The organism is Siminovitchia sediminis (genome assembly GCF_042680885.1).
GTDB classification, from domain to species: Bacteria; Bacillota; Bacilli; order Bacillales; family Bacillaceae_C; genus Siminovitchia; species Siminovitchia sediminis.
The window spans coordinates 1-25844 of the sequence record NZ_JBHUEO010000022.1; the positions used below are offsets into that span (position 1 = coordinate 1).

Here is a 25844-nt window from a genome sequence, read left to right on the forward strand (position 1 = left end):
GTATCCCGGATGAATGGCATCGGCTTCTGAACGTTTGGCAATCTCGATGATGCCTTCGATATCAAGATAGGCATCAATCGGCTTTTTTCCTTCCCCGACCAGGTAGGCCTCATCCGCTTTATACCGGTGGTAGGACCCGGAATCCTCACGGGAGTAGATGGCGACTGTCCGGATTCCCAGCTCCGTACAGGCCCTGAACACGCGGATGGCAATCTCGCCGCGGTTGGCAACAAGTATTTTGTTTAAGCGTTTTGATTCAATTCCCACAGAAACACCCTCCTGAACTGAGATAACTTTGCCTTATACATCATTTTAGACACGCTGGTGATTGGTTATAGAATATATCTTATAGCTTAATTAAATGTAACCAGCGTATTAGCATAACCTATTTAGTAAAACATTATATCACATTTAAATATTCAAACAATACTTTATATTCATTTCTTGGCTAGAAAATCATGTCATAATCTTTTTCCATTGTCATGAGTTGAGCGGTTTTTTGCATACATATCATGGTAAAGCCAGTTTTTTACGATAAAAAGTGGCAGTGGAAAATGATACAATAGTCCAAGAAAGGAATGGGATGTCTTACTATGGATCACATACATATGATGAATGACAGAAAAAATGAGAAATAGACTGGTGAAGTGCGGATTGCTGATGGCCGGTATTGGATTGTTTTTATACGCAAACAATCATTGGCTGCAAGTCTCTTCTTTTGATATAACGTCCAACAGGATTCCGAAAAGCTTTGACGGTCTGGTCATTGTGCAGCTGTCCGATTTGCATGATGCGGAATTTGGGGAAGGTCAAATGAAGCTTGCTGAAAAGGTAAAGGGCCTGCAGCCGGACCTCATTTTACTTACAGGAGATTTAATTGACAGCAATCGGTATGACTTGGGTCAAAGCTTGCATCTGGTCAGGCAATTAGTAGAAACGGCAGATGTATTTTATGTAACAGGCAACCATGAGGTAGCCGTCAATGAAGTGGAAGAAATTACAGGTGCCCTTCGTTCACTGGGGGTATATGTACTAAATAATGAAGCGCACATTCTTGAGAGAAACGGGGAACAGATTGCCATTGCGGGAATTGAAGATCCTCTTATGAAACCGGCACGGCCGCCCGAAGAAACAGTTGCGGAGTCCATCGTCCGATCTTTCAATGGCATTCCGGCTCAAACGTACCGGATTTTACTTTCTCATCGGCCCGAAGTGTATGATCAATATGTAGAAGGGGAAGTTGACCTTATTTTTACCGGACATGCTCATGGAGGGCAGATCCGGCTCCCGGGTGTGGGCGGACTCATTGCTCCCGGTGAAGGGTGGTTTCCGTCATATACAGAAGGTGCCCATACGAAAGGGATGACAACCATGATTGTAAGCAGAGGATTGGGGAACAGTGCCATTCCATATAGAATTCTGAACCGTCCTGAAATCACTGTGGCGACATTGAAAAAAGAACCCTGATAAGAATAAAAAAGAGAAAGTCATGGCATCCTTTTCAATAAAGGAGGCCTTTTTTTCTATGTTGAATTTGTTGATGAAATTAATTATTTGCCCCATAATCGTAGCTTTTGCCGGGAGCATGCTGACCAATGTAAACTTCTCGAACGCCTGGCAGCCGATTATCATCGGATTTACACTGGCAGTGGCAGGCCATTTACTGGAATGGGCTTTATTATCCGAAAGTACGTATTTACTCAGTGCCGCAGCAGATTTTGTTTTTTCATTTTTTATCGTATATGCACTCAGTTACTTCTTTTTTACAGCGGAGGTCACCCTTATGGGAGCAGCTATCACGGCTTTGCTCCTCACTTTAGTGGAGCTTTTCGTTCATACATGGCTGATCCGTTCCGGAAGGGCTAGGAAAGAAGCGAAATATGGCAGTTGAAAAAAGGCGGAGAGCATACCCTCCGCCTTACATATTTTCAACCGCCTCTTCAATGGGAGTGTCACCTGAAACCAAATCAAGCGTCTGGTTTATCATCTTTTCGGAATCCAGGGAGACGGCAATCACTTTGGCCACATCAGCACATGAAACTGTCGGGTCCTTAATCCAATGAATGTCTTTGTCTATTGTCACTTTCCCGGACGGCTCCCGCCGGGTTAACTCGCCGGCCCGAATGACCGTGTAATCAAGCCCGCTGTTTTTTAAAAAATCCTCAGCTTCACGCTTTTTCAATAAATAATCCTCATTGGCTCCCTGGGGATCATCTGCTCCCATCGCGCTGAGCAGAATAAAACGTCCCGCCTGGTTGTAGACCGCCGCCTGAATCAGAGATTTCGTATCTTCTAAGGTAGAATGATTCATTCGCGGATCATTTGTTTTAACATCGCATCCCCCGGCATATACGAATGCATCCATGCCGGCTGTCAGAGCATCGAGCTCTTCGTGGTTTTCCGGCATGGTTACTATGTGTTCACGATCCATATGTTCCAGAGCCTGCTGCAACTCCTCTTGACGCACAATGGCAAACGCCTTATGGTCCGTTCGCTTTACTAAAAAATCGGCAAGACACCGCCCAGTCTGTTCACAGGCCCCGGCAATCAATACGTTCATGGTCCCAACGCTCCTTTTTACGTACAGTTACTATTATGTTTCCTGAAACTCTCTATGATAAACAGGCCCCTCCTTATTTCTTTTTCACTGCAAAAGTTGTTATGATAAAGAGAAAGAGGAGGGACGGGAGCATGTGCGGGAGATATAGCTTATTTACGGATCGAAATGAGTGGATGGACCGATTCCACTTGATCAACGGCGAGGAATTGGAGTGGATGAAACGTTATAATATTGCCCCGAGCCAGCAAGTCCTTGCGGTGGTTAAAAGTGATGCAGGCAACAAGGCCGGCTTTTTGAAATGGGGGCTTGTGCCCTGTTGGGCAAACGATCCCAAAATCGGATATAAAATGATCAATGCCCGGTCCGAAACGGCGGATCAAAAGCCGAGTTTTAAAAAGCTGCTGAAACGGCGCCGGTGCCTTATACCGGCTGACGGGTTTTATGAGTGGAAAAGAAAAGAGAGAAATTCCAAGCAGCCCTACCGCTTTCAATTAAAGACAAAAGAGCCGTTTGCATTTGCGGGGCTGTGGGACAGATGGGAGCACGGAGACGAAATCATTCAATCCTGCACCATCCTTACGACCGGGGCAAACAGCCTGGTCAAGGATGTCCATGATCGGATGCCTGTTATTTTGACACCGGAGGCGGAGCAAGTCTGGCTCGACAGGTCAGTCGAAGATTCAAGCGTGCTGAAGGATTTGCTTAAACCATACGAAACGGAAAAAATGGAGGCTTTTCCTGTGTCCCCGCTGGTCAACAGTCCAAAAAATGATACCATCGAGATCCTTAATTCGAAGTGAAAGTCCCTGTCAGTTGACGGGGGCTATTTTTTTGTCCGGATTTTTTAAAAAAATCTGCACCAAGTCCGGCTCTGAATGATAGAACTCAATGTATCCAGCAAGGCGGCGCTTGCGACTTTCTTAATTTTTAAAAATTAATTCTCATGTTTTCATCATTCGAAGCCGGGTATACATGAAACGAACCCCCCACTACAGTCAACCAAAGGAGGAATGCAACTGATGAATAAAAATGTCATTGGAGTCTTTTACTCAGAGGAAGAAGCAATCCGAAAGGTTGAAGAATTAGAAACGCAAGGCCTGAATCCGAGTGATATATACGCAGTAGCAAAAGATGAAGATGATCTGTCCATGGTCAGGGGAAGAACCAATATTGATGTAAGATCTGCCGGAGGAGGAAACTGGTTTGACCGTTTCGTCAGCTTCATTACAGGTGAAGAGCCGGTAAGAGATGCTCTTCATAATGCAGGGCTTACCGGGCCGGAGATGGATGATTATTATCGGGATATTGATAATGGAGCTATTCTGCTGTATGTAGACGAAGAATATGGCCGGCTGCATGATGAAAAAACCCTATTTACGGATGAAGATTCAGCCAATGTAAGCAATGTGGACGCCATCCCGCATACAGATGCAGATGTGGTTCCGCACAGTGAATCCGGCAGAATGGATTCCGTAAGAATGAGCGCAGACGAAGATGGAACTGACGAAGCGCGCATGGAACTTCATGAAGAAAAACTTCGTGTCGATAAAGAGGAAGTAGAAACGGGAGAAGTCCGAGTCCAGAAAAATATCGTAGAGGAAGAACAGTCGATCGATGTTCCGGTCAGCCGGGAAGAGGTGTATATTGAACGCCGCCCTGTGGATGGGACAAGGTCCATGGATGAACCGACCGCAGCCTTCAATGAGGACGATCAAAGTATTCGAATCCCTCTGAGGGAAGAAAAAGTGGAGGTTTCTAAAAAACCGGTGGTCAATGAAGAGTTGATCGTTGGCAAGAAAAAGGTGGAGGACACGGAAACGGTCAGAGAAACAGTTCGACGGGAAGAAGCAGACATTGACGGTCCAGATGAAATCGTCGGACAAGCCCCGGCAGACAGATCAATGGAAACGGGCAGGAACGACAATTTAACGATGGATTCCGAGTGGAATAAACAAAATGCCCGCCGAAACATGGGCATCAACGAAGACTACGGAAACAACGTCAGCAATGGGTTGAATGGACAAAGCCAGCTTGACGAAGAGCTAGAAAAAAGAAGAATCGAGTTAGATGCGAAAAATTACAACCCTCCATCAAAAGAAAATCGTGACAATCGTTTTGAATAGGAACATGGGAAGACGTAAGAGGGGCAAATATCTCTCCCGGTTAAAGGAAAATCGGTGCCCATCGATTTAAATAGGAACATGGGAAGACGTAAGAGAGCCGGCCTCTTTCCCGGTTAAAGATAATTTCGTGACAATAAAGTTTAATAGAGCTTTAGAGGAGCGGAAGCAAAGCGAAAAGGCTGTCATCCCTTGAGCCTGTCCGGAAAGTCTACTGTTTGGCTTTCTTGGACAGGCTTTTTAAAGTTGGATGGAAAAAATGTGGCTTATTAAGATATTAACCTATGTGGCTGAGTCATCCAACCAGGGAATCGGGGAGGGAGTGGGAGCTGCGTGCCCGTCTGCCTGTTCAAATGATGGGAATGGTCATGAAGGGAGATCGTTCGTTCCTGAATGGTGGTTTGAATCAAAGGAACGGTCACGCAATAGAAAGATACGTACCCGAGTGTTAGTTAGTATCAAAGGAATGGTCATGCAAGTGAATGATGCCGTTCATGAAAGGCGGTTTAAATCAAAGTAATGGTGAGGAATACCGATTTAGTTCATGAATAGGATCCCGTCGGATAGTGCAAGGCTCCCGGATATCCACTAAATTCATGAAGATGGTCGAATAGAAAAACGCTATGCGCCCACCTTCGATTCACATAAAAGGAAGAGTCACGCAGGAGAGTAACGTGCCCAAACACAACTGACTTCCAAGAAGGAGATAAATCGTGCTCCACCAGGACAGGCACAAATATAAGTTGCACATATCCAATTTAGAGTAAAAATCATCAAGACTGTCTCACGAGCCAGCCATCATGAAAACAAAGGATGCAGCCCATTCCTGTGCATCCCTCATCGTGCGTGATACTATGGCTTCTGCGGACTTCTGGCTGTTCAGCATCCCATCACTGGACGGGTTGCGAAGTGTACTTGGCGTATCAGCCAGACGTTCTCAAGATCCGTACCCCGCTAAAATTCCAACTATAATTCTTGCTTAATTTTTTCCAGCAGTCTCCGGCAGCCTTCGCTCACCAAATCGTATGTTTCCTGGAAATCTCCGGTGTAATAGGGATCCGGGACATCTTTGGGGTTGTCCGTTAAATCCAATAATCGGATGATATTCGGGTGGTCAGGATAGCCTGCCGCTTCCTGAATATTGCGGATGTTGGAGGCATCCATGCCGATAATATAGTCATAGTCTTCAATATCTTTTTTTGAAAATTGTCTGGCGACCAATCCATCTGCGCTGATGCTGTATTCCGCGAGCTTTTTCAGTGTCCCTTGATGCGGAGGTTCTCCCACATGCCAAGATCCGGTTCCGGCCGAGTCCACCGAGATTTTATCGCTTAATCCTTCCTTGCTCACCAATTCTCTCGTTATCGCCTCTGCCATGGGCGAACGGCATATGTTTCCGAGGCAGACAAACAATACTTTCATCATTTCCACGTCTCCTAATTTCTAAAATGTACATGATATCGTAGCACAGAGAAACTAAAAAGTGAACAAACTCGAACAGAAATGTTATTGCTTTGATACAAAAGTGGATTATAATGAAGATTGTCAGATAAAAAAGAATTGAAAAAAGGGGAAAAATGATGGCTAGACATAAACCGAAAAAGAAATCAAAGCTCTTAAGGATTGTACTGCTCGTTCTGCTTTTGCTCGTAGTCGCTGTCGCTGGGTATGGTTACTCCATCTATCACAATATTAATAAGACAGCCAAAAATATTCATACGCCGATTGACCGTACTCCGGAAGTGGCCAGGCCCGCTAATTTGTCACTGGCTAACAAAGAGCCCTTTTCCGTCCTGATGCTTGGGGTGGACGAGCGTGAAGGGGACCGCGGCCGTTCGGATACGATTATCGTCATGACGGTAAACCCCGAGAAACAATCGATTGATATGCTGAGCATCCCCAGGGATACAAGAGTAGAGATTGTCGGCAAGGGGATTGAGGATAAAATTAACCACGCGTATGCATTCGGCGGCGTAGAGATGTCAATGAACACAGTCGAAAAGTTTCTTGATATTCCCATAGATTACTATATTAAGATGAACATGGAAGGCTTCCAGGAGATCGTGGATGCCGTGGGCGGGGTCAATGTCAACAATGACCTGGACTTTTCCGTCAGCGGGACTCATTTTCCTGAAGGGCAGATTTCCTTGAACGGGGAAGAAGCCTTAAAATACAGCCGTATGCGTTATGAAGATCCCCGCGGGGATTTCGGCCGCCAGCTTCGCCAGCGCCAGGTCATTCAGGGAGTCATTAATAAAGGCGCGAATATATCAGCAATTTGGAAGTATGACGATGTGTTACAAGCTCTTGGAAAAAATGTAGAAACGAATCTGTCTTTAGACGAGATGATGGATATTCAAAAAAATTATAAAGAAGCCCGCCACAATATTGAGCAGTATCAAATTGAAGGGCAGGGGACAATGATCAATAATGTCTGGTATTACATCGTTCCTCAGGAAGAAAGACAAAGAGTTCAAGGTTTGCTGAAGGACCATCTGAACATATCATAAGGATAATAGGCGGGACTTAATTAGAAGCTCCCGCCTTTTTTGACGAAAAAAAGAGGTTGTTGACATGAAGAAGAGACATCGATGGCTGCTGGCGGCGATCATTTGGGCGGCGGCCATATTTATAGCCACTCACTCTCCCTCATCGACAGGGGGAAATACCCAATGGATCATTGAAAAATTGTTGCGGCTTTCTCCGGAGCATTCCGCCTTGGTCAATGTGGGATTCCGCAAGCTGGTACATCTCGGTGCCTTTGGCCTGCTGGCATTTCTGCTCTGCTTTGGCCTGGAAAAAAGAAAATTTTTGTTAGCCTGGCTGCTGACCACAGCCTATGCTGCCACCGATGAATTCCACCAATCGTTTCTTCCGGATCGAACAGCTTCCGTATGGGATGTCGGCCTGGATTCCCTTGGGGCACTGATTGCGCTTGGCTTGATTAAAGTGCTGGGTCTAGATCAGCGATCTGACAAACAGTCCTAGCATGTGGGCGTAAATGTCTTCAAATTGGGATAACGGCAAGGGATTTTGCCCTTTTCCCAACTCTATGGTGAAGCCCGGCTTCTTAAACTCCTGGATCCACCAATCTTTATAGCCCGCATAGTTGTCCACGTAGCGAATCGCTTCATAGCCGGTCACCCGGGCAAAATCACGGGCAAGCACCTCTGACTCCAGGGGTTCCAGCCCTTCATAGCCCCAATAGATTTCCTGGCCCTGTGTATGAAGGGCGATCAGCCGATCAAAGTTCTCTGTTCTTGCGAGATCTGCCATTAATTTTGATTCCGGTTCTGACAGGGGAGCGTATCCGGGAAAATCTCGGGGACCCGGTTCTTTCGGCTTTCTTTCTCTTTCAAAATCCCAATTGGCCGGAAATTGCTTATTCAGGTCGACTCCCCGGATATTTGCTTTCCAGCCTGAGAAGTCGCGGTCGCCCCGGTTCAGCCGGACCAATTCTTCTTCTCTTTCGGGAGGAGGGCCATTCAATACAAGATTGACACCGTCGGGATTTACCATCGGAATGGCAAACAGCCGGCTTCTTGTATACATGGTCATTGCCGGAATTCCCCGAATCATCCATCCGTTTGTTAAAGCAAGCATATAATCATTTAAAAAGCGCATGAAAATCGATGTGGTAATCCATTCGTTGGCATGGAAAGAAGCGTTGATCTGTACTTTTCTGCCCGGTCTTCCGATTTGTATTTCATGGACCGGCTGCTCAAGAACGCTTTTGCCTGCTTCCCGTCTTTTCATAAAAGGGTATATGGCGAGCAGTCTGTTCAAATCACGCGTCATTTTTTGAACATTATACGGTTCATTACCGTTAAGGACTCTTGCAGTGACCCTGATTGGAATCTGAATTTCCTGCCCCGCATCAAGTCTATTGGGATTGACTGTTTGATTTAACAGAAGCAGCGCGTCTACACTGAGATTGCGGCTCTGGGCAATGTTCCAGAAAGTGTCGTTTTTTTTGATGGTATAGCTGACCGTTTGGAAGCCGGGAATCCTGATCCGCTGACCGGCACGAAGGGCGTTGGGGTTCTCAAGATCCGCATTGGAATCCAAAATCAGTATGATAGGAAGATGGAATAAACGGCTGTAATGCCAAAGAGTATCACCAGAACGTACGCGGATGTCCATTTCCGTCCCCTCCAAAATTGTCTTTATCATAACTAGATGTATGTAAAGATTAAGGAATCATGCCAACAACAAGAAAAATAGATTATATTAAAAAAATGAAAGAAGGGCTGCAGATGCTGGGTGCAATCGAGGCAGGCGGAACGAAGTTTGTCTGCGCTATCGCAACAGAAGATGGAACGATTATAGAAAAGGTTCAAATCCCAACGGAGATTCCCGACACCACCATACCCAAGGTGCTGGAGTTTTTTCAGGATCAACGGATTTCCGCTCTGGGGATCGGATCATTTGGCCCTCTGGATGTACATCCGGACAGTGAAACATACGGATTTATTACTTCCACACCGAAACCGGGATGGATCAACTTCCCATTTGTGAAGACGATGAAGGAAAAGCTGCAGGTTCCAGTGGCATTCGATACCGACGTGAACGCGGCGGTATGGGGAGAATTTCATGCAGGAGCAGGAAAAAATTTAAACAGCTGCCTGTACATAACGGTGGGTACTGGAATCGGAGCAGGAGCTGTGGCAGAAAGAAAGCTGATCCACGGATGGTCGCATCCTGAAATGGGCCATATCAGCCTGCGCCGCCATTCGGACGATCATTTTCCAGGGGTTTGCCCTTATCATCGGGACTGCCTGGAAGGCTTGGCCGCCGGTCCTGCAATTGAAAAACGCTGGGGACAAAAAGGGGATGCGCTGCCTGTGGATCATCCGGCTTGGGAAATGGAAGCCCATTATTTGGCTCAGGCTTTGATGCAGTATGTATTAATTCTCTCACCTGAAAAAATCATTATGGGCGGCGGGGTCATGAAACAGCGGCATTTATTCCCGCTTATTCGCAGCAAAGTTGAACAATTGGCCGGAAACTTTTTGACTTTGCCGGCAATGGATACCTTCATTGTCCCGCCAGCTTTGAAAGATGATTCAGGCGCCATGGGAGCCATCCTGATGGCACAGCAAATAAATTCTGGTAATTAATGGTAAATTGAGCGGCTAAAACTCAAATTTTCCCTAATGAAAAAGATAGGAGCCTTTTCTCCTATCTTCTTTACATCTCACCTATTTAACCTCAGTTTCCATATAAGTTTTCTCGCCTTCCGATATGTCGGCTTGCCCGTTCGTCAGCTCGGTCATCCACTCATGAAAAGCGTTTGTTTGGTTCTCTTTTACGTACACTTCGATCTCTACAAGATCAGAATAATGGATGTCTTTTAATGGATATACAGACGAGCGGATTTCATTTTCCAGTTTCCCGAGCCACGGATATTCGACCTTCACATGCATCGTTGTCATCAGTGTCCGTTCGACGATCCCTACGGCGTCCAGCCCCTCGGAAACCGCTCTGCCGTAAGCGCGGATGAGCCCTCCGGCTCCTAATTTAATGCCCCCGAAGTAACGGGTGACCACGACAACTGTATCTTTCAGCTGCCGTTTTTTCAATACTTCCAACATGGGAACGCCTGCCGTTCCGCTGGGTTCGCCATCATCATTCGCCTTTTGGATCTGGTCATGTTCTCCGATTAAGTAAGCGGAACAGTTATGTGTGGCATTCCAGTGTTCCTTTTTTATGTCCTGTATAAAATCCTGCGCTTCTTCCTCTGTTTCCGCTCTTTTCAGATGGGCAATGAACCGGGATTTTTGAATGTGAATTTCGTGTGTACCTGTTGTTTTGACAGTGAGATATTGTGGAAGCATCGCACGGCTCCTTTCAAAAACCATAAATATTTTCCCAACTTGATTAGTCTGTTTAAGTAAATTATACATGATATAATTACTTTAGTAGAATGGTAGGTATGTCTAAACACCTATACTTACCGGTATACCCATCCGAAAGGGGGACCCCTAGAGGAAATGGCACTGAAAAAAGTAAATGTCAAAGAGCTGGACCAAATTGTCGAGCATATGATCAATACGGTTGAACGCAGCAAGGATGAAATTTTTCAAATTGGAGAGCAATGCCGCCGTGACCATGACAATATAGTAAAAGAACTGGAAAAAATCAAGGCTGATGTCAGAAAAGTGATTGATGAAGGGGACAAACTCGAAATCAACTCCAAAGCGGCAAGACAGCGTCTCTCCAACTTGAGCCGGCAATTTCAGGAGTACACGGAAGAACAGGTGCGCGAGGCATATGAACAAGCCCACGATCTGCAAACGAGATTAATGGTCAATCGGCAGCTGGAAAAGCAACTGAGAGAACGCAGAGACGATCTTGAAAGACGGCTGCTTATTCTGCAGCAGACAATCGAACGGGCTGAAACACTAATTTCACAAATCACAGTGGTTTCCAATTACTTAGTCAGTGATATTAAAGAAATGGGCGAAGCCCTCGAAGATGCGAAATTGAAGCAGGAATTCGGTTTGCGGATTATTGAGGCGCAGGAAGAGGAAAGAAAGCGGCTGTCCCGTGAAATTCACGACGGACCTGCCCAGCTGCTGGCAAGCGTTTTAATCCGGTCTGATCTAGTGGAAAAAATGCATCAGGAGCAAGGACCTGAACAATCGCTTGAAGAAATCCGCAGCCTGAAGAGCATGATTCGAACGACACTGTATGAAGTCAGACGCATTATTTATGATTTGCGGCCAATGGCGCTGGATGACCTCGGACTCATCCCGACATTGAAAAAGTATTTGGCAACCGTAGAAGATTATCATAAAACAACAAATATCGAATTTACCTATATAGGGAAGGATGTCAGGCTTCCCCAAAAGTATGAAGTCGCTCTTTTCCGCCTCATCCAAGAAGCTGTACATAATGCACTGAAACATGCCGAGGCACAGACGATCCAAGTCAAGGTGGAAATGCTGCCCGATAAAATTTATGTTCTCATCAAAGATGACGGCGTCGGCTTTGATGTAAACGTGAAGAAGAGCGGCAGCTACGGCATGATAGGCATGCGGGAACGAGTCGAAATATTAGACGGCATCTTTTCCATTCATTCGAAAAAGGGAGCGGGAACGGTTGTCTCTATTAAAATTCCGACCGTTGCAGATCCGGTGAACAGTTTTTAAACATGAAAGATTATAGGGGGAATAAAAAATGCAAACAAAAATTGCGATCATAGATGACCACGAGTTATTTCGTGAAGGTGTAAAAAGAATCCTGGAATTCGAAAAGTCTTTCTCCGTTGTGGCAGAAGGCGACGACGGCTGCGATGCCGTAGGGATTGTAGAGGAGTATTCTCCGGATGTCGTCCTGCTGGATATCAACATGAAAAAAACGAACGGCATTGAAGCGACCCGCCAGCTGATCGAGAGGTGCCCGGAGTCCAAAGCGATCATTCTATCCATTCATGACGAAGAAGCCTATGTCACGCATGCCATGAAAACCGGTGCTGCGGGGTACATGCTGAAGGAAATGGACTCAGATGAACTGATCGGCGCCATCAAAGTGGTGGCGGACGGCGGATCTTATATCCATCCAAAAGTGACCCATAAATTGGTTAGAGAATACCGGCGCCTGGCCAATCAGCAAAGCAACGGGTCCGGATATCAGCAGCCGGAAGTGCGAGTCCCGCTTCATTTGCTGACAAGCCGTGAATGTGAAGTCCTTCAGCTGCTGGCTGACGGAAAAAGCAACCGCGCCATCGGTGAAGCTTTGTATATCAGTGAAAAAACCGTCAAAAACCATGTGAGCAATATTTTACAAAAAATGAACGTTAACGACCGGACCCAGGCAGTCATCACTGCGATCAAAAACGGCTGGGTCGAAGTACGATAAAGAAGAGGCCGGAATGCTGCGGGGCATTTCGGCCTTTGGATGATGCGAAAAAAGGGTGTGAGGCAGTACACCTCCGCTGCATTGAGTCTATGTGGGCATGGTGCTCCGTTTTCGTGATTTGACCAGAAATAGAATCAAGTTTTTGGATTCTCTTATTTCCAAGGTAGGATTCTGTCCATAAATACTCCAGACTTTTGGGTATTCTCGTTTTTTCGGTAGGAAATTCGTCTGCATATGCTCCTGAGTTTTTGCTTTCCTCATTTTCGGTAGGGTTTTGTTTAGGAATGCTCCCGAGTTTTTGCTTCCCTCGCTTCTTCGGCAGGAATTCGTCGATAAATCCTCCCGAGTATGGAGTTTTCTCCTTTCTTTGGTAGGGTTTCGTCTGGAAATGCTCCGAGTTTAGAGTATCCTCGCTTGTTCGGCAGGCATCCGTCCAGAAAACCACCTTACGTTACTCATTTTCCTTTTTCCTATAAGAGACCCGCTCCATTTCTAGAGGAGCCGGGTGAGCCTATGCGGTTTTTCAAAGCAGGTGAAGCCCGCCCTGTTCTTATTTTCCCCTACTGCCTTTTTACTTATAAACTTTAAGGAGTGATCCGATTGACTAAAGTGACTTCCACCAATTTTTCTCCAGACATTCAACGCTTTTTGCTCGGACGCGAGCTTCTCTCCTCAGAACTTCCATTTTCCCAACAAGACATCCACCGCCATGCCGAGGCAGGCTGCATTGAAAAACATCCCGGGATAACCCGTGGCAAAAGAGGCTGGGTTTGCCGGCGATGCAATAACTCACGTCAGCGTCTTTTTTCTGAGTATCCCTGTGTAACATGTGAAAAAAAGTGCGTATATTGCCGGAACTGTATCATGATGGGACGGGTATCGGAGTGTACTCCGTTGTATCATTGGACAGGCCCTCCGATCCAGTGGCCGAAGAAGAAAACTTACTTGCAATGGGACGGCGAATTGTCCGCAGGGCAGGAAACCGCGTCCCAAGCTGTAGTTTCCGCTGTGAAAAATAAAGACGAGCTGCTCGTTTGGGCGGTATGCGGTGCAGGAAAAACAGAGGTGTTGTTTTCCGGAATGGACGAAGCGCTTCTACAGGGACATCGCATATGCATCGCCACACCTCGGACCGATGTGGTTCTGGAGCTTGCGCCCCGTATCCGCAAAGTGTTCCCACATACAACTGTCGCCGCCCTTTACGGAGGGAGCGAAGAACGCCACCATCTTTCCCCCATCACGATTTCCACCACACATCAGCTTCTGCGATGCTGCCATGCATTTGACACGATCATCGTCGATGAAGTTGACGCCTTCCCTTATACGTACGACAAAAGCCTCCAATGGGCTGTACAAAAAGCAGCCAAGCCGGATGCAGCACGCATTTATTTAACTGCCACCCCGAGCAGGGACTGGCAGCTGGAGTGCCGTTACGGCAAACGAAACCATGTAAAAATTCCTGCGCGCTTTCACCGCAAGCCGCTGCCGCTTCCGACATTTGTATGGTGCGGCAACTGGCGGAAAAAGCTGAACAAAGCCAAGCTTCCGTATTCACTTTTTTCTTGGGTTGAAAAAAGGGTCAAGCTGGGCAAACAGGCACTTATTTTCCTTCCTCATATCAAGTTGATGGAGCAATCGCTCCCGCTTTTTCAACGGCTCCACCCCAAAATTGAATCGGTTCACTCTGAAGATCTTGACAGAAAAGCTAAAGTACAGCGGATGAGGAATAAAGAGACGCCGGTCCTGCTTACGACCACCATCTTGGAAAGAGGGGTCACTTTTCCCAATATTGATGTCGCTGTCCTCGGGGCCGAAGATGATATTTTTACAGAATCCGCTCTGGTTCAAATTGCCGGACGCGTCGGCCGCAGCCCGGATCATCCCGAAGGGAACGTCACCTTCTTTCATTATGGCAGGACAAAAGCGATGATTCAGGCGTTAGCGCATATTGATTCCATGAATAAGGAAGCACGGAAGGCAGGTTTGCTGGATGAATCCTCATTGCCTGTGCTGTGATGCCGTAATCGTTGAAGAAATGACATGGCGAACATTGTTTTTTGGCGCGCCTGAACCGCGGCTTTGCGACTCATGCAGGGGAAGGCTGGCAGTCATCACAGATCCGCTTTGCCGAAAATGCTCCAGGCCGCTAATAGAACTTGAAGAAAAATACATTCACGAAGACCTGTGCCACGATTGCTTCCGCTGGGAAAATGATCCGAAATGGGCAGGCGTCCTGAAACGGAATCTCTCTATATATCAATATAATGATTTTTTAAAAGAAATGATGGCCCGCTATAAATACCGGGGCGATTACGCATTGGCAAAGGTTTTTTCGGAAGACATTCAAAGCGCATTGCGTAAAACATCTTTTGACATTGCAGTCCCTATCCCTTTAAGCCGGGAGCGGCTGCTGGAGAGGGGATTTAACCAAGCAGCAGGCTTAGGGATGGAAGCCGGCCTGGACATGTTCGAGGCACTTGAGCGGATCCATGGTGAAAAACAATCAAAAAAATCACGGGAAGAAAGAATTCATCTCCATCAGGTGTTCAAAGTGTCCGCCTCCGTCTCCGAGAAGAACATTTTACTCATCGACGACATTTACACAACAGGATCGACACTTCACCATGCTGCACATGTCCTCATCAAAGCCGGGGCCAAAAGCGTATCTTCTTTTACATTGGCAAGGGGCTGATTTTTTCAAGAAAGCGGCTAAACAATGCTGTGGAGAATCCGATATAATAGAAAAGAATGTTGGAAGCAAGGAGGGTATTCGATGAAAATCGATTCTTTCAACAGACCTGAAACGAATCCGTATACAAAACAAATTCAACGAACTGAACAGATTCCCCGCACAGCGCGTGTCGAGGAAGATCAAATACAGATTTCAAAAGAAGCCAAAGAGCTGCAGCAGGCAACAAAAGTGGAAACAGAGCGCCAGGCAAAGATCGAACACCTGAAAAACCAGATCCAGCAAGGGGAATACCATGTAGACCCGAAAAAAGTTGCTCATAGCATTGCCAAATATTATTTCAATCAATAGAAGGGAGGCTGCCGCATGTCCGCAGAGACGTTGATTGCCAATTTAACGAAACAATATCAGCTGCATGAGAACCTCTTGAAAAACGCGCTCAGGAAAACGGATGTCCTGAAAAAAGGAGATGTGGACAGCCTCCAGGAAGTCATGCGTGAAGAACAAAAACTGACCACAGCCATCACCATGATGGAAAGTGAACGGCAAACGGCTGCCCAATCTTTTTTAAGACAAACGGAGGACAGTCCGATTACGATCGAAGACTGCATTCAAGCGGCCTCACCGGAAGCTGCAGAAACGCTGCGGGTGCTGCAGGAAAAGCTGCTAGACATAATCGAAAAGCTTCAGGAGCAAAACGAGTTGAACAAGCAGCTCATTTATCAGTCCCTGCAATTCGTTAACATGAATTTGGATCTTTTGCAGCCGGAAAAGGAAACGGCCGCCTATGGAAGGCCGGTTGAAAAAAAACAAATGAAACAGGGCAAGTCTTTCTTTGATTCAAAGGCTTGATATAGATAAAAAGTAACGGGGGAAACATCATGTCATCAACTTTTCATGGTCTGGAAACTGCCAAAAGGGCACTTCATACACAGCAGGCCGGGCTATACACGACCGGAAACAACGTAGCCAACGCGAATACGCCGGGATATACGAGGCAGCGGATCAATATGCGGGCGACGGAGGCGTATCCGCCGGCATCATTGAACAGGCCGCAAATTCCGGGGCAGATTGGAACCGGAGTGACAGCGGGTGAAGTGCAGCGTGTCCGGGAATTTTTCCTGGATTCGCAATACCGCAAAGAACATGCCAAACTTGGTTATTATGAAACTGATTCTAATGCGCTTGCCAGGCTTGAGGATCTTTTAAATGAAACCGGAAAAGACAGCAGCGGCATTTCCAAAGTGATCAATGAATTTTGGCAGGCGCTTCAGGACTTAAGTGTCCATCCCGAAAATGACGGTGCCCGAGAAGTTGTGCTCCAGCGTGGACATACCGTAGCCGACACGTTCAACTATATCTATGAAAATATCGAAACATACAGGGCAGATCTTGGTCTTCAGCTTGAAACTGATGTGGACGACATCAATTCTATTTTAAAAAATATTGATTCGCTGAATAAAAGAATCGCCGAAGTGGAGCCGCTCGGATTTATACCGAATAATCTTTATGACGAGCGTGATTTGCTTGTCGATGAGCTTTCGAAATATATGGATGTCCAGGTGATTAAAGAGGACAGTTTTAATGAACCGAAAGGGGCCATGGAAGGGATTTACATCATTAAGGCCGGCGGACTGGAGATTGTAAGTCGGACGGGTTACGAAGAATTGACCATCGATACTGCCGGGAATCCCGAAATCGTGACAAGTGTATCGTTCGGCACCAATTCCGTCCCAATTGACAACCTGGCCCAAGGTAGAATGAAGAGTTTAATTGAAAACTATGGGTACGGCAGCGGAGAACATGATTCTTATTTGAAAATAATGAATGATCTAAATAACCTGGCAAACCAATTTGCCGAAAGTATAAATGTGGCCCATAGAGCAGGAAAAACAAAAGACGGCAGTGATGGCGGGGACTTTTTTACAGAAGGACAAGGAGCAAGCGGCCTGAGAATGATTTTGAATCACACGGATCAGCTCGCTGCATCCAAATTGGGGGCTATTGGTGACGGAGAGCAGGCCATTGAAATGGCTGATTCCTTTCAAGGGGTGTTGACGGATTATCAGAAGGTCATTGGTAAGCTCGGTGTGGATGCACAATTTGCAAATCGCCAAAAAGCCAATGCAGGAACGCTCCTGTCGTCGGTTGATGAAAGCCGGCTGTCTGTGACAACTGTATCACTTGATGAAGAAATGATGAACATGATCAAATACCAGCACGCGTATAATGCGGCTGCGAGAAATATAACCGTAATCGATGAAATGCTCGATAAAATCATTAACGGAATGGGCATCGTTGGAAGATAGGGGGTAACGGAACATGCGGGTCACACAATCAATGCTGGCCAATAACTCACTCAGGCATTTGAGCAATACATATAGCAGAATGGGGCAGCTCCAGGAGCAATTAAATACGGGGAAGAAGATTACCCGGCCGTCCGATGATCCTGTGTCGGCAATGAAGGGCATCGCGTACCGGACCAATGTATTGCAGACGGAGCAATTCAAACGGAATTTTTCAGAGGCACATACATGGATTGATAATACCGATGCTGCTCTCGATCAGGCAACTAAAGCCATGCATCGGATCCGGGAGCTGACGGTACAGGGGTCCAACGGGACGCTGGATGATGGTCAGCTGGACGCCATTTCCATGGAAGTAAAAGAAATTATGAAACAGCTCGAAAACATTGCCAATACGGAAGTTGGCGGAAAATATATTTTTAATGGAACGGATACGGATATGCAACCGGTAAACTTGGCAGATGATCCGCCGAAGTATCCTACGAATACAGCGGATGTAAAATTTGAGTTGTCCAAAGGAATCACAGTTCCTGTAAACACGAAGCCGGAGAACGTTTTCTCAGAAGAATTCTTCACCTCCATTCAAAATTTGGTGAACGATCTTCAGGCAGGGAACGATGTAAATAGTCACTTGTCGGTTCTGGACGGCCAGATTGATCACCTATTGAAAGAACGGGCTTCGCTCGGAGCAAGGGCCAACCGGATCGAACTGATGGAACAGCGGGTGGACCAGCAGGAGGAAATTTCCAAGAAAATGATGTCGGACAACGAAGATGTCGAATATGAAAGAGTCATTACGGAACTCATTATGGAAGAAAGTCTCCTTCGCGCGTCTCTCAGCGTTGGATCCCGAATCGTTCAGCCGACACTCGTTGATTTTCTAAGATAAAAAGCTACTTTCGCGGGTAGCTTTTTTTGATTAAGAGGAGGGATGACCAGTGAGAATACCGCAAATCCGGATCGAATCCGTTACGGGGCAGATCGGTATGAGGACGACCCACGCAACACAAACCATTGAACAGCCCCCGGCAGTGCTCCAGATTCAGCAACTGCCTGCGGAAATGCAGATTGAACGGACACCATCAAAGCTGACGATTGATCAGACAAAAGCATGGGAGGATATGAATTTAAAATCCATACCAAGATTGGTGGAAGAGTTTGCCCAGGAAGGGAGGTCAGCCGCATTGGAGGGAACTGCCCGGAGAGCGGAAGAAGGAGGAGAACTCATGAGAATTGAGCATGGGGGAAATCCGATTCCGGTCTTGGCCAAGCGGAATTCAGAAAGGACGGAAGCCTTGTTTAATATCGGATTCATCCCTTCTCCTTTCAGTGTAAAGCTGCATTATGAGCCATCTGTTTTGGATATCCAATGGACAAGACATGAACCGGTGATTGAGGTAGAACCGCAAAAACCGATCATTGGTTATGAACCCGGGAAAGTGGATATTTACATGGAACGCGAGCCGTCCTTGAAAATAGAGTTTGTGAATGTGGAAGTGTGAAAGGAGAGGGAAGATGAAGATTGAGACGAAGTATCATGGAAGCCGGGAGATTCAAGCAGAGGATATTTTGAAATTTGAGAGCGGAATACCCGGGTTTCCGGATGAAAAAGAGTTTGTGCTGCTGCCGTTGGATGACAGTTTTTTGTCGGTGCTGCAGTCGGTATCAACACCTGAAATCGGTTTTGTAGTGACAGACCCCTTTTCATTTTTTCCAGAGTACGATTTTCAATTGAGTGACTCTGCGGTTGAGCAGTTAAAGTTGGAGAAGCCAGATGATGCAGTGGTGTATACAATTTTAACCATACGGGATCCATTCGAAAAGACAACTGCCAACCTGCAGGCTCCAGTTGTGATCAATACGAAAAACAGCAACGCCAAGCAAGTCATATTAAACGACGGTAAATACAAAACCAAACACCCCCTGTTCGGGCAGAAAGCGAAGGGGTGAGGAGATGCTGGTGCTATCGAGGAAAAAAGGGGAAGCTATCCAAATCGGTCCGGATATCGAGATCTATATCACCGCGGTCCAGGGAGACCAGGTCAAAATTGGCATCAACGCTCCTAAAAATATAGAAGTTCACCGTAAAGAAGTATGGCTGGAAATCCAACATGAAAATGCAGCGGCTTTGAAAGGAGTCTCCGATTTGGGAGCCATATTAAAAAGTGTGAAAAAAGAATAAAAAGGGTTAAACAAAATCTTCTCCTGCCGATATAAACAGTGAAGGGGAAACCCGGGCGGCCGACCGGATACTTCGCCAACAAAAAAGGACAACTGCCCACAAGGACGTGAGCGGAACATTCAAGGAGGAAAAAAACATGAGAATTAACCACAACATTGCTGCATTGAATACGCATCGTCAGTTGAATAGTGCAGCGGCTGGACAATCAAAATCAATGGAGAAATTATCTTCTGGTTTACGTATCAACCGTGCTGGAGATGACGCTGCTGGTTTAGCAATTTCTGAAAAAATGCGTGGACAAATCCGTGGTTTAGACATGGCTGCGAAAAACGCTCAAGATGGTATTTCTTTAATCCAAACAGCTGAAGGTGCTTTAAACGAGTCTCACTCAATTTTACAACGTATTCGGGAGTTAGCAGTTCAGTCTGCAAACGACACAAACACAGACTCTGATAGAAAGGAACTTCAAGCCGAGGTTGATCAATTAGTATCTGAACTTGATCGTATCGGAAACACTACAGAGTTCAATACAAAAAAATTATTAGATGGTAGTGCAGTAGGTGTAACTGAAAAAGTTGACGGTACTGCAAATGTTAATAATAACTCTAGTGTTAAATTCACAACAGCTGCATTAGAAGCATTTAATACTGCAGCATCAACTGATGCAACTAAATCTAAGTATAATGGTGCAATAACAATTGTAAAAGTTGAAGATGCTGCTGCAATTGGTGATAATAAGTTTAAGGCTGTATTAGCAGATGGAACTGAAGTAGATATAGATGGTGATAACACTGATGCTGCTGGAATTGAAGTGAAGGATGGCCAGATTAATTTTGGTACGGATTTCTTTACGACTGCAGTTTCTTTAGCATTTGACTCTACTACTGCTAAAGATGACTGGAAAGTCGGAGAATCTATCACTTTTGTTCTTTCTCAAGATGTCGCTGCAAGTGATAAGCTCGAAGAATCAATTATGTTACAAATTGGTGCAAACGCCGGTCAAACTACTTTTGTATCAATTAAGGATATGAGAGCAGAAGCATTAGGAGTAAAAGATGTTGATATTTCTTCGAAGTTAAAAGCTATGAATGCTGTTGAAACGGTTCAACAAGCTATTGAAAAGGTTTCATCTCAAAGAAGTAGTTTAGGTGCTAACCAAAACCGTTTAGAGCATACAATCAACAACTTAGGTACAGCTTCTGAAAACCTAACAGCTGCAGAATCTCGAATCCGTGACGTTGATTATGCTTTAGCTGCCTAGGCAGCTAAAGTACAGTCGTCCTAGCTGGTAACGGCTAGAGAGTATGATCGGGTGAATTGCTGGAAAACCCTTAGAGCTTTTCTTACCACAACGTAGTTGGAAACGATAAGCGTGATGGTTTGAAAAAAGAAAAGATTGGGCAATCAGCAGCCAAGCTCCTGTCTCGAAAGAGTGGAGAAGGTTCAACGACTAGGATACACCATCTAAGGCTTTGCTATGATGATGAAATCCGTAGGTAAAACAATGTCCATCAGCATTGTGAATCCGAAGTGCCCGGCCCCTACTAGATTACTAGAGGGTGAAGATATAGTCTGGTCATTTGTGAAAGCAAATGTTCGCACGATGGCGAAAGAAATGATGGAGCAAACGAAGAATTCTATCCTCGCACAAGCAGCGCAAGCTATGCTGGCTCAATCCAATTCTAATCCACAAGGAGTTTTACAACTTCTTAGGTAAGAATTGGAAGGGCGTCTTATCTGGTAACGGGTAAGAGAATGACTGGGTGAATTGCTGGAACTTCCTAAAGCTTTATCAACCACAACGTAACTGGAAACGGTCAGCGTGACGGTGTAAAAATGATGAAGATGAAACAATGGATAATCAGCAGCCAAGCTCCTGTGAGGAAACTCTGGAGAAGGTTCAACGACTAGGATAAACCGTCTAAGGCATCTAGCTATGACGATGAAATCCGTAGGACAGCAATACTGTTCGAAGTGCCCAGCCCCTTGAAATTAAGGGTGAAGATATAGTCTATTCTATGACCGAAAGGCATAGCGGCAAAGCAAGCCAACCAACAACCACAAGGAGTATTACAACTTCTTCGTTAAATTATTTAAAAAAGTGGTCTTCTATTTTAGGAGGCCACTTTTTCTTAATTCTCTTGTCTTATATACAACTGACCAATAGGAACGATTTAGGTGATCGGCGATTTGTTGAATCGTATGTTTTTGTGTTTTTAATTTAATAAGAATTTTTATCTCTTCGGATGAATAAGGCTTTGATCGACTTGAACAAGAGGCAATTACTTTGTAATCGGGATACAATTGTTGGAACTTGTTAGTTTCCAACTGAAATCTTACTCCCCAATTTGTTTTATATTCCATTGTTCTGCAAGTTTTTGTAACTGGAGATATACTTTTTAAAAATTCATAGGTATCTTGAACGGAAGTAAATTTTAATATGAAGCCATATCCATCTTTTCTTTTGGATAGTTTGAAGTTAAATTTAAATACGTCTCTAATATGATTTTGTAGTAATAACAAATCATCGTGTTGATAGTTCTGTAAATATAGGTATATATGTGGGGTTAGATAAATAAGTCTTTTTCTGTGGTTTATCGTGGTGGTTATAGATAGAGTTCCATCATCCATATAGAGAATGGCTAGAAAATGAATATTTTTGCATAGTGGCAATAGCTGAACAGGTATTATTTTGTTGCCCTCTGCATTATAAAAATGTGGATAAAGCTTTGTAAATAATGGGTCAGACTTAGAACGCAATGTTTGGCTCTTGGGTGTAATGTAAAGCAAGTCAGGAAAGAAATCTTTTTTCCAATAGCGATAATCCTCTTGTGAAATGCCATAGTGCTCTCTGTAACTATTATTGATTCTCCTTGAGTTCCGGTAAAGCTTCGTAATCTCACCATCACCGATAATACTTGCAAACAAAACATTCTTTTGAATCTCTGAAAGGTAATCCCAAGGCAATTGCATGACCTCCTTTTCAGGAACGTATGTTCTATAATTGATATTATATCACATATTGAAGAATTTATGGGAAAGAAGAATTAGTTTCGGATATGGCAACTATTCTAAGTTCTGAAAGTAGATCCTGAAATTTATAAAGCCCCAACGATATGAAAAAAACCTTTAGTTTTAGCGCTTTAGTCCGATATAAACCTTATAGTCTATTTTTTTCAAAGGAGCTCAGCTATGCAAGTCATCATCGCAATACTAGCCATCATCATTCTTTTATCCTTATTTAAAAACAGAATCAACTCGCTCCACAACATGTCCCAAAATATGAGAATTGGCCTGTTTTCTTTCATATTGGGTATCATTTTTAGGTTTCTATCGATTTTAGCATTGGCCGGCAGTGATCCTTATGCGGATTCGCCTCCTTTTCTTTTTTCCGTTGCTTCGACGATCAGCGGGCTGGCGTTTTTTGTGGCGATCTCCTGCTTGATCATTGGCTTGTACAAATGGTTTTTTGTCAGGAATTAATTTTTACATACATGAATGACCACATGGAGGAGAGTCGTGATGAATCAACCACTTTGCCCTGATTGCGGGGCTCGATTAATTGATGACGCATCTGAAAATATCATAGAAAGAGAAGATGGCACGTTGGTCATTGATGCGTTTCCTGCTCTTGTTTGTGAACAGGGATGCGGCTATACAGAGCGAATTCAGGAGTTTCCCAAAATCATTGCCCAGCAGGATGAGGACCGCCTGCTACTGTTATACCCCGATGACCAGGGGAGGATTTTAGATTTGCGTGATCAGATCCTTCACCCGCCCATCCATTATCTTTCCATTCTCGGACGCGGTTATTGGGAGGATTACACCGGGAATCACGATGTTCAAACGCTGCTGGACCAAGTTTATGACAGCGAAGCTCCCAACTTATTTACATATGCGACGAGTGAATTGTCGCAGGATGCCTTTTTATGTTGGCTTCTTTCATGGAGTGAAAAGAAGTATCGATCCAGCCATCCATCTTTGCATCGTGTGGCAGTGGAGTTTGTTTCTACGATTTTCACCGCACACAACAGGACGATGCCAGAAATCGATACGCTGAAAATCATTCCTCAATTTAAGTCGCTCGATATATTGGCCATTGTCAATGAAACATACGCTATAATGATCGAGGACAAGACTTTTACAAAGAATCATTCCAACCAGTTGAACCGTTATCGCGATGCGGTAAAAAAGAAATATCCGGACCTAATCCAGCTTCCGATTTATTATAAAATCGCTGATCAAAGCAATTATCGATCCGTGGAAGCTGCCCAATACATCCCTTTTACCCGAAAAATGATGTTGGACGTACTGGAAAAAGGAAGAGGAATCAAAAACGCCATTTTCCTTGACTATTACTGGCATATACAGCGTTTGGAAAATGCTGTATCGGCTTACAGATTCACCCCCGTTACGAAATGGAATGCTCTTGCCTGGCAGGGGTTTTATCAAGAATTGCAAAAAGAACTCGGCGGGGATTGGGGCTATGTAGCCAATCCAAGAGGCGGATTTTGGGGATTCTGGTGGAAGCAAAACCCTAACAAAAAATATTATTACCAACTCGAACAGCGCAAACTTTGTGTGAAAGTAGTAGCAAAAGAAGAGGAAAATAAGCGGGAATTGCGGAATGAAATCATGAAAAAAATCTTGGAGAGATCAGCCGAAGAAGATCTTCATTTGAAAAAACCGGCCAGAGTGAGAAACGGCCGTACAATGACCGTTGCCGAAAGGCAGGATTACATCGTGACAAATGAGGCTGGGCTTGTGGATCTGGCATCAACGATTGCGGAATTGAAGAAGTTATAATGCAGCTAGGTTATGTTAATAACCAGCCTGTTCATAGTAGGTGATGTTTACATGTACTGTTTCCATTGTGGAACTCCAATCGAAAGGGAACAAAAATTTTGCTCTCGCTGCGGCACGGATCTCAGGCGGGGCCAATCGAGTCGCCTCCACAGGCCGCCGCATTAGATCAACAACCTGTTCGCTTGCAGGATCAAGTGAAAGGAACTTTTCTCCAGGCGACTGAAAAAGTCAATCAACTCGTGGGAGAAGAGGGAAGGATCGATGTTCATTTAAAAGAGGTATCTTCTTCCGTGTTTCAGAAGCATACGAAGGCAGAAGGAGATCTGCTTTTTATTTCCGGTACGCAGACGACGACGCCGAATGAGCGGGAAATCTCTACTACCTGGCCGAAACCATGGTTATTTTCGCGGGTGTTTATCTGGTGTGCCGTTACTTTCATTTTCTTATATATTTGTGCGGTGACGTTTGAGAATATCAATGCCATTCCTGGGTTAATCATGGTCGGTTCCTTTGCAGTTCCATTTTCATTGCTGATCCTGTTTTGGGAGATGAACGCCCCGAGGAATATCAGTATATATGAAGTGGCGAAAATGTTTTTTGTAGGCGGTGCTGCTTCACTTGTCACCACGATGTTCCTCTACTCCATTTTCCCTGTGTATCAGCTGGGCTTTAGTGATGCGGTCATTGTCGGGGTTGTGGAAGAAGTAGGGAAGCTGGCCATTATCATTTATTTTATTAAAACAAATAACCCGAAATATATTTTAAATGGATTGTTGATCGGTGCCACGATCGGGGCCGGCTTTGCTGCTTTTGAGTCAGCCGGTTATGCTTACAGATTTGGGTTGATGTATGGGGAAGACGCCATGATGTCGGTTATTTTTCTAAGAGGTTGGATGGCGATCGGCATCCATGTTGTCTGGAGTGCCATCGCAGGAGCAGCGCTTGTCTCTGTGAAAGGTATTCCTCCGCTCGCAAGCGACCATTTGCTGGATGCCAAGTTTTTAAAACTATTCGCCGTCTCGATCATTTTACATGCGGTCTGGGATATGCCATTATACATGTGGCACCATGCTAGCTCCAGGCGCCATCGGTGTAAGGATCAAGCCCAATTGCTGTGGTGGCTGAAAAGCTGCCTCATCAATATTCGTCTTGTGCTTGTCGCCGATAGGCGGGCGCCTTGCGCTTTTCTTTTAAAAAGGGGCTGTCTAAATAGCCCCTAAAATAAATCAGGAGGAGAAAACCGAATCGTTTTTCTCCTCCTGATTTTGCATTTGTGGGCTTTTTTCCTAAAAGCAGCTGGCGGATGCCCGCCACTTTC

General features: G+C 45.2%; 30 protein-coding genes and 1 pseudogene. 25 read left to right on the forward strand and 6 right to left on the reverse strand.

The genetic code is table 11. The annotated features are described in order from the left end of the window. A partial coding sequence (locus ACFSCZ_RS09190; RefSeq protein ID WP_380773650.1) for a biotin carboxylase N-terminal domain-containing protein occupies positions 1-261 on the reverse strand: 261 nt, incomplete at its 3' end. Positions 262-627: 366 nt separating this feature from the next. Between ACFSCZ_RS09190 and ACFSCZ_RS09195 the strand changes: the two genes are divergently transcribed. After that, positions 628-1467: a metallophosphoesterase gene (locus tag ACFSCZ_RS09195; RefSeq protein WP_380773618.1), complete on the forward strand. Its 840-nt coding sequence runs from the start codon at positions 628-630 to the stop codon at positions 1465-1467. 58 nt (positions 1468-1525) lie between these two features. Beyond that, positions 1526-1891 carry a DUF2512 family protein gene (locus ACFSCZ_RS09200; RefSeq protein WP_380773619.1) on the forward strand — a complete coding sequence of 122 codons (366 nt, stop codon included), beginning with the start codon at positions 1526-1528 and terminating at the stop codon, positions 1889-1891. A 27-nt stretch (positions 1892-1918) separates the two neighbouring features. Here the strand turns inward: ACFSCZ_RS09200 and ACFSCZ_RS09205 are convergent, their stop codons facing one another. Further along, positions 1919-2560: an NAD(P)H-binding protein gene (locus ACFSCZ_RS09205; protein ID WP_380773621.1), complete on the reverse strand. Its 642-nt coding sequence runs from the start codon at positions 2558-2560 to the stop codon at positions 1919-1921. Positions 2561-2691: 131 nt separating this feature from the next. Here ACFSCZ_RS09205 and ACFSCZ_RS09210 point away from each other — a divergent pair, with 131 nt between their 5' ends. The 3 genes from ACFSCZ_RS09210 (at position 2692) to ACFSCZ_RS09220 (ending at position 5200) form a co-directional block, all read left to right on the forward strand. Next, a complete protein-coding gene (locus ACFSCZ_RS09210) occupies positions 2692-3360 on the forward strand; it encodes an SOS response-associated peptidase (RefSeq protein WP_380773623.1) in 669 nt (222 codons plus the stop codon). A 219-nt stretch (positions 3361-3579) separates the two neighbouring features. Beyond that, positions 3580-4683: a YsnF/AvaK domain-containing protein gene (locus ACFSCZ_RS09215; RefSeq protein WP_380773624.1), complete on the forward strand. Its 1104-nt coding sequence runs from the start codon at positions 3580-3582 to the stop codon at positions 4681-4683. A 256-nt stretch (positions 4684-4939) separates the two neighbouring features. Next, entirely contained in the window at positions 4940-5200 is a 261-nt protein-coding gene (locus ACFSCZ_RS09220) for a hypothetical protein (RefSeq protein WP_380773625.1), read from the forward strand. A 446-nt stretch (positions 5201-5646) separates the two neighbouring features. On the opposite strand, the gene ACFSCZ_RS09225 is transcribed toward ACFSCZ_RS09220, so the two are convergent. Then, a complete protein-coding gene (locus ACFSCZ_RS09225) occupies positions 5647-6105 on the reverse strand; it encodes a low molecular weight protein-tyrosine-phosphatase (protein WP_380773626.1) in 459 nt (152 codons plus the stop codon). 155 nt (positions 6106-6260) lie between these two features. On the opposite strand from ACFSCZ_RS09225, the gene tagU reads away from it, so the two are divergent. Then, complete coding sequence (tagU, locus tag ACFSCZ_RS09230) at positions 6261-7190, forward strand: polyisoprenyl-teichoic acid--peptidoglycan teichoic acid transferase TagU (protein ID WP_380773627.1); 930 nt, start codon at positions 6261-6263, stop codon at positions 7188-7190. A gap of 64 nt (positions 7191-7254) precedes the next feature. Beyond that, a complete protein-coding gene (locus ACFSCZ_RS09235; RefSeq protein ID WP_380773628.1) occupies positions 7255-7668 on the forward strand; it encodes a VanZ family protein in 414 nt (137 codons plus the stop codon). On the opposite strand, the gene ACFSCZ_RS09240 is transcribed toward ACFSCZ_RS09235, so the two are convergent. Continuing rightward, complete coding sequence (locus ACFSCZ_RS09240; protein ID WP_380773629.1) at positions 7639-8823, reverse strand: M14 family zinc carboxypeptidase; 1185 nt, start codon at positions 8821-8823, stop codon at positions 7639-7641. The two genes, ACFSCZ_RS09235 and ACFSCZ_RS09240, sit on opposite strands and share 30 nt — an antisense overlap. Positions 8824-8882: 59 nt before the next feature. On the opposite strand from ACFSCZ_RS09240, the gene ACFSCZ_RS09245 reads away from it, so the two are divergent. Further along, positions 8883-9800, forward strand: coding sequence for an ROK family protein (locus ACFSCZ_RS09245; protein ID WP_380773630.1), 918 nt, complete (start codon positions 8883-8885; stop codon positions 9798-9800). 81 nt (positions 9801-9881) lie between these two features. Here ACFSCZ_RS09245 and ACFSCZ_RS09250 read toward each other — a convergent pair whose 3' ends face one another. Further along, complete coding sequence (locus ACFSCZ_RS09250; protein ID WP_380773631.1) at positions 9882-10517, reverse strand: YigZ family protein; 636 nt, start codon at positions 10515-10517, stop codon at positions 9882-9884. 156 nt (positions 10518-10673) lie between these two features. Here ACFSCZ_RS09250 and ACFSCZ_RS09255 point away from each other — a divergent pair, with 156 nt between their 5' ends. From ACFSCZ_RS09255 to ACFSCZ_RS09315, 13 genes and pseudogenes are all read left to right on the forward strand, one after another. Beyond that, complete coding sequence (locus tag ACFSCZ_RS09255) at positions 10674-11834, forward strand: sensor histidine kinase (protein ID WP_380773632.1); 1161 nt, start codon at positions 10674-10676, stop codon at positions 11832-11834. 28 nt (positions 11835-11862) lie between these two features. Continuing rightward, positions 11863-12543, forward strand: coding sequence for a response regulator (locus ACFSCZ_RS09260; protein ID WP_380773634.1), 681 nt, complete (start codon positions 11863-11865; stop codon positions 12541-12543). Positions 12544-13437: 894 nt separating this feature from the next. After that, a complete protein-coding gene (locus ACFSCZ_RS09265; RefSeq protein WP_380773636.1) occupies positions 13438-14559 on the forward strand; it encodes an ATP-dependent helicase ComFA in 1122 nt (373 codons plus the stop codon). After that, positions 14534-15235, forward strand: coding sequence for a ComF family protein (locus ACFSCZ_RS09270; protein WP_380773637.1), 702 nt, complete (start codon positions 14534-14536; stop codon positions 15233-15235). The genes ACFSCZ_RS09265 and ACFSCZ_RS09270 overlap by 26 nt, the downstream gene beginning before the upstream one ends. Positions 15236-15316: 81 nt before the next feature. Further along, the gene (gene flgM / locus ACFSCZ_RS09275; RefSeq protein WP_380773638.1) at positions 15317-15583 is read left to right on the forward strand and encodes a flagellar biosynthesis anti-sigma factor FlgM; all 267 of its coding nucleotides are present in this window, start codon (positions 15317-15319) and stop codon (positions 15581-15583) included. 15 nt (positions 15584-15598) lie between these two features. Further along, positions 15599-16084, forward strand: coding sequence for a flagellar protein FlgN (locus tag ACFSCZ_RS09280; RefSeq protein WP_380773639.1), 486 nt, complete (start codon positions 15599-15601; stop codon positions 16082-16084). Between the two features lie 29 nt (positions 16085-16113). Further along, the gene (gene flgK / locus ACFSCZ_RS09285) at positions 16114-17541 is read left to right on the forward strand and encodes a flagellar hook-associated protein FlgK (RefSeq protein WP_380773640.1); all 1428 of its coding nucleotides are present in this window, start codon (positions 16114-16116) and stop codon (positions 17539-17541) included. Positions 17542-17554: 13 nt separating this feature from the next. Further along, a complete protein-coding gene (gene flgL, locus ACFSCZ_RS09290) occupies positions 17555-18427 on the forward strand; it encodes a flagellar hook-associated protein FlgL (protein WP_380773641.1) in 873 nt (290 codons plus the stop codon). 49 nt (positions 18428-18476) lie between these two features. Further along, a complete protein-coding gene (locus ACFSCZ_RS09295; protein ID WP_380773642.1) occupies positions 18477-19040 on the forward strand; it encodes a DUF6470 family protein in 564 nt (187 codons plus the stop codon). A 13-nt stretch (positions 19041-19053) separates the two neighbouring features. After that, on the forward strand, positions 19054-19488 hold the full coding sequence (fliW, locus tag ACFSCZ_RS09300; RefSeq protein WP_380773643.1) for a flagellar assembly protein FliW: 435 nt from the start codon (positions 19054-19056) through the stop codon (positions 19486-19488). A 4-nt stretch (positions 19489-19492) separates the two neighbouring features. Next, positions 19493-19720 (forward strand): carbon storage regulator CsrA, encoded by a 228-nt coding sequence (gene csrA / locus ACFSCZ_RS09305; protein ID WP_380773644.1) that lies wholly within the window; start codon positions 19493-19495, stop codon positions 19718-19720. Positions 19721-19856: 136 nt separating this feature from the next. Beyond that, positions 19857-20981, forward strand: coding sequence for a flagellin N-terminal helical domain-containing protein (locus ACFSCZ_RS09310; RefSeq protein WP_380773645.1), 1125 nt, complete (start codon positions 19857-19859; stop codon positions 20979-20981). Positions 20982-21323: 342 nt separating this feature from the next. Beyond that, positions 21324-21437, forward strand: a pseudogene (locus tag ACFSCZ_RS09315) (flagellin); the annotation flags it as partial. Between the two features lie 392 nt (positions 21438-21829). Here the strand turns inward: ACFSCZ_RS09315 and ACFSCZ_RS09320 are convergent. After that, positions 21830-22687: a DNA endonuclease gene (locus tag ACFSCZ_RS09320; RefSeq protein ID WP_380773646.1), complete on the reverse strand. Its 858-nt coding sequence runs from the start codon at positions 22685-22687 to the stop codon at positions 21830-21832. A 225-nt stretch (positions 22688-22912) separates the two neighbouring features. Here ACFSCZ_RS09320 and ACFSCZ_RS09325 point away from each other — a divergent pair, with 225 nt between their 5' ends. From ACFSCZ_RS09325 to ACFSCZ_RS09340, 4 genes are read left to right on the forward strand one after another with little or no spacing between them, the layout of a single operon-like run. Continuing rightward, the gene (locus ACFSCZ_RS09325) at positions 22913-23203 is read left to right on the forward strand and encodes a hypothetical protein (RefSeq protein WP_380773647.1); all 291 of its coding nucleotides are present in this window, start codon (positions 22913-22915) and stop codon (positions 23201-23203) included. Positions 23204-23242: 39 nt separating this feature from the next. Continuing rightward, positions 23243-24526 carry a PD-(D/E)XK nuclease family protein gene (locus ACFSCZ_RS09330; RefSeq protein ID WP_380773651.1) on the forward strand — a complete coding sequence of 428 codons (1284 nt, stop codon included), beginning with the start codon at positions 23243-23245 and terminating at the stop codon, positions 24524-24526. 12 nt (positions 24527-24538) lie between these two features. Further along, positions 24539-24691, forward strand: a complete 153-nt coding sequence (locus ACFSCZ_RS09335; protein WP_380773648.1) for a zinc-ribbon domain-containing protein — start codon at positions 24539-24541, stop codon at positions 24689-24691. Continuing rightward, complete coding sequence (locus ACFSCZ_RS09340) at positions 24625-25746, forward strand: PrsW family intramembrane metalloprotease (RefSeq protein ID WP_380773649.1); 1122 nt, start codon at positions 24625-24627, stop codon at positions 25744-25746. The genes ACFSCZ_RS09335 and ACFSCZ_RS09340 overlap by 67 nt, the downstream gene beginning before the upstream one ends. Positions 25747-25844 lie beyond the last annotated feature (98 nt).

Coding starts and splice junctions, on each gene's coding strand:
- ACFSCZ_RS09195 (WP_380773618.1), top strand. CDS start 628: ATGAGAAATAGACTGGTGAAGTGCGGATTGCTGATGGCCGGTATTGGA.
- ACFSCZ_RS09200 (WP_380773619.1), top strand. CDS start 1,526: ATGTTGAATTTGTTGATGAAATTAATTATTTGCCCCATAATCGTAGCT.
- ACFSCZ_RS09205 (WP_380773621.1), bottom strand. CDS start 2,560: ATGAACGTATTGATTGCCGGGGCCTGTGAACAGACTGGGCGGTGTCTT.
- ACFSCZ_RS09210 (WP_380773623.1), top strand. CDS start 2,692: ATGTGCGGGAGATATAGCTTATTTACGGATCGAAATGAGTGGATGGAC.
- ACFSCZ_RS09215 (WP_380773624.1), top strand. CDS start 3,580: ATGAATAAAAATGTCATTGGAGTCTTTTACTCAGAGGAAGAAGCAATC.
- ACFSCZ_RS09220 (WP_380773625.1), top strand. CDS start 4,940: ATGTGGCTTATTAAGATATTAACCTATGTGGCTGAGTCATCCAACCAG.
- ACFSCZ_RS09225 (WP_380773626.1), bottom strand. CDS start 6,105: ATGATGAAAGTATTGTTTGTCTGCCTCGGAAACATATGCCGTTCGCCC.
- tagU (WP_380773627.1), top strand. CDS start 6,261: ATGGCTAGACATAAACCGAAAAAGAAATCAAAGCTCTTAAGGATTGTA.
- ACFSCZ_RS09235 (WP_380773628.1), top strand. CDS start 7,255: ATGAAGAAGAGACATCGATGGCTGCTGGCGGCGATCATTTGGGCGGCG.
- ACFSCZ_RS09240 (WP_380773629.1), bottom strand. CDS start 8,823: ATGGACATCCGCGTACGTTCTGGTGATACTCTTTGGCATTACAGCCGT.
- ACFSCZ_RS09245 (WP_380773630.1), top strand. CDS start 8,883: ATGCCAACAACAAGAAAAATAGATTATATTAAAAAAATGAAAGAAGGG.
- ACFSCZ_RS09250 (WP_380773631.1), bottom strand. CDS start 10,517: ATGCTTCCACAATATCTCACTGTCAAAACAACAGGTACACACGAAATT.
- ACFSCZ_RS09255 (WP_380773632.1), top strand. CDS start 10,674: ATGGCACTGAAAAAAGTAAATGTCAAAGAGCTGGACCAAATTGTCGAG.
- ACFSCZ_RS09260 (WP_380773634.1), top strand. CDS start 11,863: ATGCAAACAAAAATTGCGATCATAGATGACCACGAGTTATTTCGTGAA.
- ACFSCZ_RS09270 (WP_380773637.1), top strand. CDS start 14,534: ATGAATCCTCATTGCCTGTGCTGTGATGCCGTAATCGTTGAAGAAATG.
- flgM (WP_380773638.1), top strand. CDS start 15,317: ATGAAAATCGATTCTTTCAACAGACCTGAAACGAATCCGTATACAAAA.
- ACFSCZ_RS09280 (WP_380773639.1), top strand. CDS start 15,599: ATGTCCGCAGAGACGTTGATTGCCAATTTAACGAAACAATATCAGCTG.
- flgK (WP_380773640.1), top strand. CDS start 16,114: ATGTCATCAACTTTTCATGGTCTGGAAACTGCCAAAAGGGCACTTCAT.
- flgL (WP_380773641.1), top strand. CDS start 17,555: ATGCGGGTCACACAATCAATGCTGGCCAATAACTCACTCAGGCATTTG.
- fliW (WP_380773643.1), top strand. CDS start 19,054: ATGAAGATTGAGACGAAGTATCATGGAAGCCGGGAGATTCAAGCAGAG.
- csrA (WP_380773644.1), top strand. CDS start 19,493: ATGCTGGTGCTATCGAGGAAAAAAGGGGAAGCTATCCAAATCGGTCCG.
- ACFSCZ_RS09310 (WP_380773645.1), top strand. CDS start 19,857: ATGAGAATTAACCACAACATTGCTGCATTGAATACGCATCGTCAGTTG.
- ACFSCZ_RS09325 (WP_380773647.1), top strand. CDS start 22,913: ATGCAAGTCATCATCGCAATACTAGCCATCATCATTCTTTTATCCTTA.
- ACFSCZ_RS09330 (WP_380773651.1), top strand. CDS start 23,243: ATGAATCAACCACTTTGCCCTGATTGCGGGGCTCGATTAATTGATGAC.
- ACFSCZ_RS09335 (WP_380773648.1), top strand. CDS start 24,539: ATGTTAATAACCAGCCTGTTCATAGTAGGTGATGTTTACATGTACTGT.